This window comes from Serratia sp. CY37869 (assembly GCF_052168895.1).
Taxonomy (GTDB): domain Bacteria; phylum Pseudomonadota; class Gammaproteobacteria; order Enterobacterales; family Enterobacteriaceae; genus Serratia; species Serratia ureilytica.
Window position 1 is genome coordinate 928,080 of sequence record NZ_JBJNLU010000002.1, and the last position, 12,261, is coordinate 940,340.

Genomic DNA, 12,261 nt, shown 5'->3' on the forward strand with positions numbered 1-12,261 from the left:
GCCAGTCTGTGCCAAAATAGCAGGTTTGAATGGGCGTGCGCTTTGCCGCCGACAAGACTGAGATCAGCGGAGCCGTTGTCCATGCAGGATCGTAATTTTGACGATATTGCTGAAAAATTTGCGCGTAATATTTACGGCACCACGAAAGGAAAAATCCGCCAGGCGGTGGTTTGGCAGGATCTGACCGGGCTGCTGGCCCAGTTGCCGCAGCGGCCGCTGCGCATCCTTGATGCCGGGGGCGGTGAAGGCCATATGGCTTGCCAACTGGCAGAATTAGGACATCAGGTGTTGTTGTGCGATCTTTCTGGTGAGATGATCCAGCGCGCCGCGCAGCTGGCGGAGCAGAAAGGTGTGAGCCAGAACATGCAATTCGTACAAAGTTCTGCGCAGGATATCGCTCAACATTTGGAACAGCCGGTTGATCTGATATTGTTTCATGCAGTGCTTGAATGGATCGCTGAACCCGTGGCGGCGCTGCAGGCGTTGTGCGATTGTCTGACGCCGGGCGGCGCGCTGTCGCTGATGTTCTTCAACGCCAACGGTCTCTTGATGCGTAACGTGGTGTTGGGTAACTTCCAATTGGTGGATCCCGAGGTCAGACGGCGCCGCAAGCGTTCGCTGTCGCCGCAATATCCGCACGATCCGCTATTGGTCTACGGCTGGCTGGAACAGCTGGGCATGCGCATCAGCGGCAAAACCGGCGTGCGGGTGTTCCACGACTATCTGCAGAGCAGACAGCTGCAAACCCAAAAATTTGAAGAGTTACTGGCGCTTGAACAGCACTATTGCCGGCAGGAGCCGTACGTGAGTTTGGGGCGCTATATTCACGTCATGGCGCATAAACCAAACCTGAAGGACGAACTATGAGTGAATTTTCCCAGACAGTACCCGAACTGGTCGCCTGGGCACGGAAAAATGATTTCTCTATTTCGCTCCCTACGGAGCGTCTCGCATTTCTGCTCGCTATCGCCACCCTGAATGGCGAACGGCTGGACGGCGAGATGAGCGAAGGTGAGCTGGTTGATGCATTTCGCCATGTCAGCAAGGGTTTTGAACAGACGCATGAAACGGTGGCGATGCGCGCCAACAATGCGATCAACGACATGGTGCGCCAGCGCCTGTTGAACCGCTTTACCAGCGAACTGGCGGACGGTAACGCGATTTACCGCCTGACGCCGCTGGGTATCGGCATTACCGATTACTATATTCGCCAACGCGAATTCTCCACGCTGCGTCTGTCGATGCAGCTGTCGATCGTGGCGCAGGAACTGAAGCGCGCCGCCGATGCCGCCGACGAGGGCGGCGACGATTTCCATTGGCACCGCAACGTGTTCGCGCCGTTGAAATATTCGGTGGCGGAAATCTTCGACAGCATCGACATGACGCAACGCGTGATGGACGAGCAGCAGCAGAGCGTGAAAAACGACATCGCGGCGCTGCTGAGCAAAGACTGGCGGGCGGCGATCTCCAGCTGCGAAATGCTGCTGTCGGAAACCTCAGGCACCCTGCGCGAACTGCAGGATACGCTGGATGCGGCGGGCGACAAGCTGCAGGCCAATCTGCTGCGCATCCAGGACGCAACCCTCGGCAACGTGGAGCTCGGCTTCGTCGACAAGCTGGTGTTCGATCTGCAGAGCAAGCTGGATCGCATCATCAGCTGGGGCCAGCAGGCGATCGACCTGTGGATCGGCTACGATCGCCACGTACACAAATTTATCCGTACCGCTATCGATATGGATAAAAACCGCGTGTTCGCCCAACGCTTGCGCCAGTCGGTGCAAACCTATTTCGACCACCCGTGGGCGCTGACCCATGCCAATGCCGATCGTTTGCTGGACATGCGCGACGAAGAACTGGCGTTGCGCAGCGAGGAAGTGACCGGGGAACTGCCGCCGGATCTGGAGTTCGAAGAGTTCAGCGAGATTCGCGAACAGCTGGCGGCGATGATCGAAGAGGCGTTGAAGGTGTACCAGGAACAGCAGATGCCGCTCAACCTTGCAGCGGTGATGCGCGATTACCTGGCGCAATATCCGCGTGCGCGTCATTTCGACGTGGCACGTTTAGTGGTCGACCAGGCAGTGCGCCTCGGTGTGGCTGAAGCAGATTTCTCAGGGTTGCCGGCGGAATGGCAGGCAATCAATGATTACGGAGCCAAGGTCCAGGCCCATGTCATCGACAAATATTGAACAAGTAATGCCAGTCAAGCTGGCCAAAGCGTTGTCCAACTCGCTGTTCCCGGCGCTGGACAGCCAACTGCGCGCGGGTCGTCACATCGGTATCGATGAGCTGGACAACCACGCCTTTTTAATGGATTTCCAGGATGAGCTGGAAGAGTTTTACAACCGTTACAGCGTCGAGCTGATTCGGGCGCCGGAAGGTTTCTTCTATTTGCGCCCGCGCTCCACCACGCTGATCCCGCGTTCGGTGCTGTCCGAGCTGGATATGATGGTCGGCAAGATCTTGTGTTACCTGTATCTCAGCCCCGAGCGCCTGGCGCACGAAGGCATTTTCAGCCATCAGGAGCTGTACGATGAACTGCTGAGCCTGGCGGATGAGAACAAGCTGCTCAAGTTCGTCAACCAGCGCTCTACCGGTTCGGATCTCGATCGGCAGAAGCTGCACGAGAAGGTGCGCACCTCGCTCAACCGCCTGCGCCGCCTCGGCATGGTCTATTTCATGGGCAATGACAGCAGCAAGTTCCGCATTACCGAGGCGGTGTTCCGCTTCGGCGCCGACGTGCGCAGCGGCGACGATCCGCGTGAAGCGCAGCTGCGCATGATTCGCGACGGCGAGGCGATGCCGGTTGAAACCAGCCTGTCGCTTAACGATGAGAATGACGCTGAGGATCAGCAGGTTGATAACGCTCCTGACGGTGCAGAGGATGAACAGGAATGATTGAACGCGGTAAATTTCGCTCGCTGACGCTGGTTAACTGGAACGGCTTCTTTGCCCGCACCTTTGATCTCGATGAGCTGGTGACCACGCTGTCCGGCGGGAACGGGGCGGGGAAATCCACCACCATGGCGGCCTTCGTCACCGCACTGATCCCCGATCTGACGCTGCTGCACTTCCGTAACACCACCGAAGCGGGTGCCACCAGCGGTTCGCGCGACAAGGGCCTGCACGGCAAGCTGCGCGCCGGCGTATGTTACTCCACCCTCGACGTCGTCAACTCGCGCCACCAGCGCGTGGTGGTTGGCGTGCGTCTGCAGCAGGTGGCGGGACGCGATCGCAAGGTCGATATCAAACCTTTCACCATCCAGGGCCTGCCGACCGCGGTACAGCCGACTGAATTGCTGACCCAGACCGTGGGTGAGCGCCAGGCGCGCGTGCTGTCGCTGCAAGAGTTGAAAGAGCGCGTGGAAGAGATGGAAGGCGTGCAGTTCAAGCAGTTCAACTCGATCACCGATTACCACTCGCTGATGTTCGATCTGGGCGTGATCCCGAAACGCCTGCGTTCGTCCGCCGATCGCAGCAAATTCTATCGTCTGATTGAAGCGTCGCTGTACGGCGGCATCTCCAGCGCCATCACCCGCTCGCTGCGCGACTACCTGTTGCCGGAAAACAGCGGCGTGCGCAAGGCGTTCCAGGACATGGAAGCGGCGCTGCGCGAAAACCGCATGACGCTGGAAGCGATCCGCGTTACCCAGTCGGATCGCGACCTGTTCAAGCATTTGATCTCCGAGGCCACCTCCTATGTGGCGGCGGACTATATGCGCCACGCCAACGAACGCCGCATCCACCTGGACGGGGCGCTGGCGCTGCGCAGCGATCTGTTGGGCAGCCGCAAGCAGCTGGCCGCCGAACAGTATCGCCATGTGGAAATGGCGCGTGAGCTGAGCGAGCAGAGCGGCGCCGAATCCGATCTGGAAACCGATTACCAGGCCGCCAGCGACCACCTGAACCTGGTGCAGACGGCGATGCGTCAGCAGGAGAAGATCGAACGCTATGAAGCCGATCTGGAAGAGCTGACCTACCGCCTGGAAGAGCAGAACGAAGTGGTGGCCGAGGCGAGCGAGCAGCAGGCCGAGAACGAAGCGCGCGCCGAAGCGGCCGAGCTGGAAGTGGACGAGCTGAAGAGCCAGCTGGCCGACTACCAGCAGGCGCTTGACGTGCAGCAGACCCGCGCCATTCAGTACCAACAGGCGCTGCAGGCGTTGGAGCGCGCGCGCGCGCTGTGCCAACTGCCGGACCTGACCGCCGACAACGCCGAACAGTGGCTGGACACCTTCCAGGCTCGCGAGCAGGAGGCGACCGAAGCGCTGCTGATGCTGGAGCAGAAGCTGAGCGTGGCCGACGCCGCGCACGGCCAGTTCGAGCAGGCCTATCAGCTGGTGGGTAAAATCGCCGGCCAGGTCAGCCGCAGCGAAGCCTGGCAGTGCGCGCGCGAATTGCTGCGCGACTGGCCTTCGCAGCAACACCTCGCCGAGCGCGTTCAGCCGCTGCGACTGCGCCTGAGCGAACTGGAACAGCGCCTGCGCTCGCAGCAGGACGCCGAGCGGCTGCTGCAAGAATTTTGCAAACGCCATGGTCAGGAGTACCAGCCGGACGATCTCGACATGCTGCAGCAGGAGCTGGAAGAGCGCCTGGAAGCGCTGTCGCAGAACGTCAGCGAAGCCGGTGAACGCCGCATGGAGATGCGCCAGGAGCTGGAGCAGATCCAGCAGCGCATCCGTGAACTGACGGCGCGTGCGCCGGTGTGGCTGGCGGCGCAGGACGCCCTGAGCCAGCTCAGCGATCAGAGCGGAGAGCCGCTGGAAAACAGCCAGCAGGTGACCGAATACATGCAGCAGCTGCTAGAGCGCGAGCGTGAAACCACCGTCGAGCGCGACGAGGTGGCGGCCCGCAAGCGCGAAGTGGAAGCGCAGATCGAACGTCTCAGCCAGCCGGGCGGCGCGGAAGATCAACGTCTGGTCACCTTGGCCGAACGTTTCGGCGGCGTGTTGCTGTCGGAAATTTACGATGATGTCACCATCGACGACGCGCCTTACTTCTCGGCGCTGTACGGCCCTTCGCGCCATGCCATCGTGGTGCCGGATCTGTCGCTGGTGCGCGAGATGCTGGAAGGGCTGGAAGATTGCCCGGAAGATCTTTACCTGATCGAAGGGGATCCGCAGTCGTTCGATGACAGCGTATTCGCCGTCGAAGAGCAGGACAAAGCGGTGGTGGTGAAGATCGCCGATCGCCAGTGGCGTTATTCCCGCTACCCGGAAGTGCCGTTGTTCGGCCGCGCGGCGCGCGAAAACCGTCTGGAAGTGCTGCATGCCGAGCGTGAAACGCTGGCGGAGCGCTATGCCACGCTGTCGTTCGACGTGCAGAAAACCCAGCGTTCGCATCAGGCCTTCAGCCGTTTTATCGGCACCCATCTGGCGGTGGCGTTCGACGCTGACCCGGAAGCGGAGATCCGCAATCTGAACGCCCGTCGCGGCGAGATCGAACGTGCGCTGAACAATCACGAAGCGCAGAATCAGCAGCAGCGCCAGCAGTACGATCAGGCCAAAGAGGGCATTTCCGCGCTCAACCGCCTGATGCCGCTGGTGTCGTTGCTGAACGATGAAACGCTGCAGGATCGCGTCGACGAGATCCGTGAAGAGCTGGAAGAAGCGCAGGACGCCGCGCGCCACATTCAACAGCACGGGGTGTCGCTGACCAAGCTGGAGCCGCTGCTGTCGGTGCTGCAGAGCGATCCGCAGCAGCATGAACAGCTGCAGCAGGACTACGCGCAGGCGCAAAGCGTGCAGCGTCAGGCCAAACAGCAGGCGTTCGCGTTGACAGAGGTGGTGCAGCGTCGCGCGCACTTCAGCTATACCGACTCCGCCGGCATGCAGAATGCCAACAACGATCTCAACGACAAGCTGCGCCAGCGTCTGGAACAGGCGGAAGCCGAACGCGCCCGCGCCCGTGAGCAGCTGCGTCAATATCAAACCCAGTTCACCCAATACAGCCAGGTGCTGGCCTCGCTGAAAAGCTCGTATGACGCCAAGCGCGACATGCTGAAAGAGCTGAGCCAGGAGCTGGTGGATATCGGCGTGCAGGCCGACGCCAACGCGGAAGCGCGCGCGCGTCAGCGCCGCGACGAGCTGCATGCGGCGCTGAGCAACAACCGCGCTCGCCGTAATCAGTTGGAGAAACAGCTGACCTTCTGCGAAGCCGAAATGGATGGCCTGCAGAAGAAACTGCGCAAGCTGGAACGCGACTACCATCAGCTGCGCGAGCAGGTGGTGACCGCCAAGGCGGGCTGGTGCGCGGTGATGCGTCTGGTGAAAGACAACGGCGTGGAACGCCGCCTGCACCGCCGCGAGCTGGCGTATATGGATGGCGACGAGCTGCGCTCGATGTCGGATAAGGCGCTCGGCGCGCTGCGTCTGGCGGTGGCGGACAACGAACACCTGCGCGACGTGCTGCGTCTGTCGGAAGATCCGAAGCGGCCGGAGCGTAAGATTCAGTTCTATATCGCGGTGTACCAACACCTGCGTGAGCGTATCCGCCAGGACATCATCCGTACCGACGATCCGGTCGAGGCCATCGAGCAGATGGAGATTGAGCTGGGCCGTCTGACCGAAGAACTGACCGCGCGCGAGCAGAAGCTGGCGATCAGTTCGAAAAGCGTGGCCAACATCATTCGCAAAACCATTCAGCGCGAGCAGAACCGCATTCGCATGCTGAACCAGGGGTTGCAGGCCGTTGCTTTCGGCCAGGTGAAAAGCGTCCGTCTGAACGTCAACGTGCGCGAAGCGCACGCCACCCTGCTGGACGTGCTCTCCGAGCAGCAGGAACAGCATCAGGATCTGTTCAACAGCAACCGCCTGACCTTCTCTGAAGCGTTGGCCAAGCTGTATCAGCGTCTGAATCCGCAGATCGATATGGGGCAGCGCACGCCGCAGACCATCGGTGAGGAGTTGCTGGACTACCGCAACTACCTGGAGATGGAAGTGGAAGTGTACCGTGGCTCCGACGGCTGGCTGCGTGCGGAAAGCGGCGCCTTGTCTACCGGTGAAGCCATCGGTACCGGGATGTCAATTCTGGTGATGGTGGTGCAGAGCTGGGAAGAAGAATCCCGCCGCCTGCGCGGTAAAGACATCTCGCCATGTCGCTTGCTGTTCCTCGATGAAGCGGCGCGTCTGGATGCCAAATCGATCGCCACGCTGTTCGAGTTATGTGACCGTCTGGAGATGCAGCTGATTATCGCGGCGCCGGAAAACATCAGTCCTGAGAAGGGCACCACCTATAAACTGGTGCGTAAGGTGTTCCAGAACCACGAGCATGTGCACGTGGTGGGGCTGCGCGGTTTCGCCAGCGAGCCGCCGGCGCTGGGTACTGCGCCGGTCGAAACGCCGTAACGCAGAAAAACGCCCTAAAAATCTGAAAATAGCCGCCGCAGGGTGGCTATTTTTTTGTGCGCGTGGATGATAGTCCTGCTTTTTTATCCGTTGAAAAGCGGTTAGTTTAATCAGATAAACAGTAATTCGACGTCCGCAGGGCGAAACGGCCTTTCTGTTTGTATACTGAAGCTATATGCAGTTTTTTGACGTTTTTTTGTGAGCATACAGGGGGCAAGGGATGTTGCTTAAAAAGGGAAACTCTCTACGACGTTTGGCGCTGAGTGGCGCTATCGCCTGTAGTCTTGTGTCGTCGTTTTCCGCATTGGCCACCGTAACGGCGTTACCGGTGGCATCAGCAGGCATGTCCGTTGCGCAGAGCCGTTCTGAACTGCTGGCCGCGTTGCCGCGCGGCATGGATCTGCACTACCTTTCCACGCTGGCGCCGCTGTATGCGGCGAATCATATGCAGCCGATGTGGCAGGATCGCGAGGCCGTTCAGCAGTTTCAACAGCAGCTGGCCGAGCTGGCGATGTCCGGCGTGCAGCCGCAGTTCACCCAATGGGTGAAGATGTTGACCAATCCGGCGCTCAATGACGTAGGCCGCGATGTGGTGCTGTCCGATGCGATGCTGGGCTATTTGCAGTTCGTGTCCGCTATCGGCGCCAACGGCACCAGTTGGCTGTACAGCAATATTCCCTACAAGCTTGGCTTGCCGCCCACTGCGGTGATCAACCAATGGCAGCTGGCGGTGCGTCAGGCGCGCACGCTGAGCTATGTGAATTCGCTCGCGCCGCAGCACCCGCAATACGCCAAGATGCATCAGGCGCTGCGCGATATGTTGGCGGATAACCGCCCCTGGCCACAGGTGGGCAGCGGCCCGAGCCTGCGCCCAGGACAAATGAGCAACGATATTCCTGCGCTGCGTGAAATCCTGACGCGCACCGGCATGCTGGCCGCTTCGGCGCCGGAGGCCGAGCCGGAGCCGGCGGTCGTCTCGGCGAAGAGCAATGAGCCTGATGACGGCGGGCTGACGGTAGACGAAGAGAAGGGGCGTGTGACGGTCAGTCCGTCGGCGGCGCCGGTGACGGAGTTGACCGCTGAACAGACGCCGCCGCAGGTCGGCAGCGTGGTGAGCGACAACCTCTATACCAACGAGCTGGTGGAGGGCGTCAAACGTTTCCAGAAATGGCAGGGGCTGACGGCGGACGGCGTGATCGGCGTGCGCACTCGCGAGTGGCTCAACGTGTCACCGAAAACCCGCGCCGCGCTGCTGGCGTTGAATATCCAACGTCTGCGAATTTTACCGGGGCATGTCGGCACCGGCATTATGGTGAATATTCCCAACTACTCGCTGACCTACTACCAGAACGGCAACGAAGTGCTGTCCTCCCGCGTTATCGTCGGGCGGCCGAGCCGCAAGACACCGCTGATGAGCAGCGCGTTGAACAACGTGGTGGTCAACCCGCCTTGGAACGTACCGACTACGCTGGTGCGTGAGGATATCGTGCCGAAGGCGATGCGCGACGGTAACTATTTCCAGAAACACGGCTATACCGTGCTGTCGGGCTGGAGCAACGATGCGGAGGTGATCAACCCGGCGATGATCGACTGGAGCATGGTCTCTGCGCGCAACTTCCCGTATCGCGTGCGCCAGGCGCCGGGTGCCACCAACTCGCTGGGGCGTTTCAAGTTCAATATGCCGAGTTCGGACGCGATCTACCTGCACGATACCCCGAACCACAGCCTGTTCCAGAAAGACATTCGCGCGCTCAGCTCCGGCTGCGTGCGGGTGAACAAGGCTTCCGATTTGGCGAATATGCTGCTGCAGGATGCCGGCTGGAACAATAGCCGCGTTTCCTCCACGCTGAAAGAAGGGAATACCACTTATGTGAATATTCGCCAGCGTATTCCCGTAAAACTGTATTATCTGACCGCCTGGGTTTCGGATGACGGCCAACCGCAATTCCGTACAGATATTTACAATTATGATAATACGGTGAGATCGGGCGCACAAATTTTGGCTCAGGCCAAAAAATTAATGCAGTAAATGCAGTAATTATAAATAAATAACGGTCAGAATGTTTGGCTATACCGCAGGCCCTCTTACCTGGGGGCCTGTAAACCTAGGCGTATCGCGGGTTGACTCAGCATACGCAGGCGGTTATGGTTCGGACAGTGCGCTGCTTTGTGCATTTATTTTGACATTCTTGCCGGGTTTAACAGAGTCATGGACAAAATTGATCATCATCGCCGTAAATGGCTGGCGCTAGGCGGCGCAGCTATGGGCATAGCGCTGCTTCCAGGGCAGGCGTTTGCCAGTCTTTCCACCGCTCGACCGCGTATTTTAGTGTTGAATAACCTGAATACCGGTGAATCTATTAAAGCCGAGTTCTTTGACGGCAAAGGCTACAATAAAGAAGAGTTGGTTCGGCTAAATCATCTGTTCCGCGATTATCGCGCCAACAAGGTTAAATCTATCGATCCCAGTTTGTTTGATCACCTCTATCGCCTGCAGGGGCTGCTGGGTACCAGCAAGCCGGTGCAGCTGATCTCCGGTTACCGTTCCGTAGATACCAACAACGAATTGCGCGCGCACAGCCGTGGTGTGGCCAAGCACAGCTACCATACCAAGGGCCAGGCGATGGATTTCCATATTGAAGGTATCCAGTTGAGTAATATCCGTAAAGCGGCGTTAAAAATGCGCGCTGGTGGTGTAGGATATTACCCACGTAGCAACTTCGTGCACATCGATACCGGCCCGGTTCGAAGCTGGTAATCGCGGTGCCCTCAGTGAATAACGCCGCTCCTTGCGGAGGCGGCGTTATTGTCGTTGGAGCCTTATGAAATACCATCTTATTCCCGTTACCGCTTTTAGCCAGAATTGCAGCCTGATCTGGTGTGAAAACACGCAGCAGGCGGCGTTGGTCGATCCCGGCGGCGAAGCGGAAAAAATCAAAGCGGAAGTGGCGAAGCAGGGTGTGACAATCACGCAGATTTTGCTGACGCACGGCCATTTGGATCACGTCGGCGCGGCGGCGGAGCTGGCGGAACATTATCAGGTGCCGATTTACGGCCCGGATAAAGAGGACGCTTTTTGGCTGGATGGTTTGCCGGCGCAGAGCCGGATGTTCGGGCTGGAAGAGTGTGCGCCGCTGACCCCGACCCGTTGGTTGTCGGAAGGCGATGAGATGCAGGTGGGCGAGATGAAGCTCAAGGTGTTGCATTGTCCTGGGCACACACCGGGCCACATCGTCTTTATCAATGAGCAGGCGCGTTTGGCGCTGGTGGGTGATGTGCTGTTTAACGGCGGCGTGGGGCGCAGCGACTTCCCGCGCGGTGACCATCAGGCGCTGATCGCTTCTATTCGCACCAAGCTGTTGCCGTTAGGCGACGACATGCGCTTTATTCCCGGCCACGGTCCAATGTCGACCTTCGGTCACGAGCGCCAGACCAACCCGTTCCTGCGCGAAGAGCCAGCGGTGTGGTAACGATCATTTCCCGGCAGAAATAATTAAGGGGCGCATAGCGCGCCCCTTCAAACTGGTGGCTTTCGCCGACGCGCTTAGAGCACGGCGACGATGGCTTCACACAGCGGCGCCATATTGTCCGGCGTCATGCCCGCCACGTTCACCCGGCCCGAGTTCACAGCGTAAACGCCAAACTCTTCACGCAGACGCAGCACCTGCTCTTTGGTCAGGCCGCTGAACGAGAACATGCCATTCTGCTGGATGATGAAGCTGAAGTCCTGCTGAGCGCCTTTCTCCTGCAGGGTGTTCACAAACAGCTGACGCATGCGGTGAATGCGTTGGCGCATATCGGTCAGCTCTTGTTCCCACATCGCGCGCAGCGCATCGTTGCCCAGAATGGTGGCGACAACGGCGGCGCCGTGTGACGGCGGGTTGGAGTAGTTGGCGCGAATGGCCGCTTTCACCTGGCTGAAGGCGCGATCGGCGGTTTCGGCATCGGCGGCTACAATAGTGCAAGCGCCGACGCGCTCATTGTACAGACCGAAGTTTTTCGAATAGGAACTGGCGACGATCAGTTCTTTATGTTTGGCGGCGAAAATACGCAGGCCCTGCGCATCTTCTTCCAGGCCGTTGGCGAAGCCCTGATAAGCGAAGTCGAACAGCGGCAACCACCCGTTGGCGACGGAAAGTTCAGCCAGCTGCGCCCACTGTTCCGGCGTTGGATCGATACCGGTCGGGTTATGGCAGCAACCGTGGAACAGCACGACATCGCCGGCCTGCGCCTGTTTCAGGCTGTTCAGCAGGCCGTCAAAATCCAACGCGTGGTTGGCGGCGTCATAGTAGGCGTATTCCAGCACTTCCAGGCCCACGGCGCTAAAGACGTTCTTGTGGTTCGGCCAGCTTGGGTTGCTGATCCAGATGCGCTTGGCGCTGGTCTGGTTGGCGATAAAGTCTGCCGCCACGCGCAGGCCGCCGGTGCCGCCTGGCGTCTGTGCGGTGCGCGCGCGGCGATCGGCGACGATCGGGCTCTCTTTACCGAACAGCAGCTCTTGCGTGCAGCTGGCGAACGCCGGGATGCCCTCAATGCCGAGATAGTTTTTGGTGGTCTCATTTTCCAACAGATACTGTTCAGCTTTCTTTACGCTGGTCAGCACCGGGGTTTTACCGGTTTCGTCTTTATAAACGCCAATGCCTAAATTGATTTTATTCGGGCGGGCGTCGGCGCGGAAAATGTCGGTCAGGCCCAGGATCGGGTCGGCGGGTGCGGCGGTGATTTTTTCAAACATGTCAGGTGCTTCCAAATCTCGGAGTTAAGCAGACAGAAGCATCAGGGTAGCGCCAGTTATCGGCTTTGCCAACCGTTTGCGATAAAAACACCGCGATCTTATGAACGTGAAGGATTCGACAGAAAAAATGATGGGGAAGGGGGAATCGGCAGGATAAAAAGTTACCGGCTGATACAAACAAAAACA

Annotated in this window: 8 protein-coding genes; 7 read left to right on the plus strand and 1 reads right to left on the minus strand. The window is 59.1% G+C overall.

Going from position 1 to position 12,261, the window contains the following annotated elements:
- The first annotated feature begins 81 nt into the window (after positions 1 to 81).
- The 7 genes from cmoM to ACJ8J1_RS14815 all read left to right on the plus strand — a co-directional run bounded on the left by cmoM (position 82) and on the right by ACJ8J1_RS14815 (position 10,810).
- Positions 82 to 867: a tRNA uridine 5-oxyacetic acid(34) methyltransferase CmoM gene (gene cmoM, locus ACJ8J1_RS14785; RefSeq protein WP_033642570.1), complete on the plus strand. Its 786-nt coding sequence runs from the start codon at positions 82 to 84 to the stop codon at positions 865 to 867.
- Positions 864 to 2,186: a chromosome partition protein MukF gene (gene mukF, locus ACJ8J1_RS14790; protein ID WP_004928228.1), complete on the plus strand. Its 1,323-nt coding sequence runs from the start codon at positions 864 to 866 to the stop codon at positions 2,184 to 2,186. The genes cmoM and mukF overlap by 4 nt, the downstream gene beginning before the upstream one ends.
- Positions 2,167 to 2,895: a chromosome partition protein MukE gene (mukE, locus tag ACJ8J1_RS14795; protein ID WP_004928226.1), complete on the plus strand. Its 729-nt coding sequence runs from the start codon at positions 2,167 to 2,169 to the stop codon at positions 2,893 to 2,895. The genes mukF and mukE overlap by 20 nt, the downstream gene beginning before the upstream one ends.
- Complete coding sequence (gene mukB / locus ACJ8J1_RS14800) at positions 2,892 to 7,340, plus strand: chromosome partition protein MukB (protein WP_033642571.1); 4,449 nt, start codon at positions 2,892 to 2,894, stop codon at positions 7,338 to 7,340. The genes mukE and mukB overlap by 4 nt, the downstream gene beginning before the upstream one ends.
- A gap of 220 nt (positions 7,341 to 7,560) precedes the next feature.
- Positions 7,561 to 9,369 carry a L,D-transpeptidase gene (ldtD, locus tag ACJ8J1_RS14805; protein ID WP_071991639.1) on the plus strand — a complete coding sequence of 603 codons (1,809 nt, stop codon included), beginning with the start codon at positions 7,561 to 7,563 and terminating at the stop codon, positions 9,367 to 9,369.
- Between the two features lie 180 nt (positions 9,370 to 9,549).
- Positions 9,550 to 10,098, plus strand: a complete 549-nt coding sequence (locus tag ACJ8J1_RS14810) for a YcbK family protein (RefSeq protein ID WP_004928217.1) — start codon at positions 9,550 to 9,552, stop codon at positions 10,096 to 10,098.
- A 64-nt stretch (positions 10,099 to 10,162) separates the two neighbouring features.
- Positions 10,163 to 10,810: an MBL fold metallo-hydrolase gene (locus ACJ8J1_RS14815; RefSeq protein ID WP_033642573.1), complete on the plus strand. Its 648-nt coding sequence runs from the start codon at positions 10,163 to 10,165 to the stop codon at positions 10,808 to 10,810.
- 74 nt (positions 10,811 to 10,884) lie between these two features.
- Here the strand turns inward: ACJ8J1_RS14815 and ACJ8J1_RS14820 are convergent, their stop codons facing one another.
- A complete protein-coding gene (locus tag ACJ8J1_RS14820) occupies positions 10,885 to 12,075 on the minus strand; it encodes an amino acid aminotransferase (RefSeq protein WP_033642574.1) in 1,191 nt (396 codons plus the stop codon).
- Positions 12,076 to 12,261 lie beyond the last annotated feature (186 nt).

Coding starts and splice junctions, on each gene's coding strand:
- ACJ8J1_RS14820 (WP_033642574.1), bottom strand. CDS start 12,075: ATGTTTGAAAAAATCACCGCCGCACCCGCCGACCCGATCCTGGGCCTG.
- ACJ8J1_RS14810 (WP_004928217.1), top strand. CDS start 9,550: ATGGACAAAATTGATCATCATCGCCGTAAATGGCTGGCGCTAGGCGGC.
- ACJ8J1_RS14815 (WP_033642573.1), top strand. CDS start 10,163: ATGAAATACCATCTTATTCCCGTTACCGCTTTTAGCCAGAATTGCAGC.
- mukF (WP_004928228.1), top strand. CDS start 864: ATGAGTGAATTTTCCCAGACAGTACCCGAACTGGTCGCCTGGGCACGG.
- mukE (WP_004928226.1), top strand. CDS start 2,167: ATGTCATCGACAAATATTGAACAAGTAATGCCAGTCAAGCTGGCCAAA.
- mukB (WP_033642571.1), top strand. CDS start 2,892: ATGATTGAACGCGGTAAATTTCGCTCGCTGACGCTGGTTAACTGGAAC.
- ldtD (WP_071991639.1), top strand. CDS start 7,561: ATGTTGCTTAAAAAGGGAAACTCTCTACGACGTTTGGCGCTGAGTGGC.
- cmoM (WP_033642570.1), top strand. CDS start 82: ATGCAGGATCGTAATTTTGACGATATTGCTGAAAAATTTGCGCGTAAT.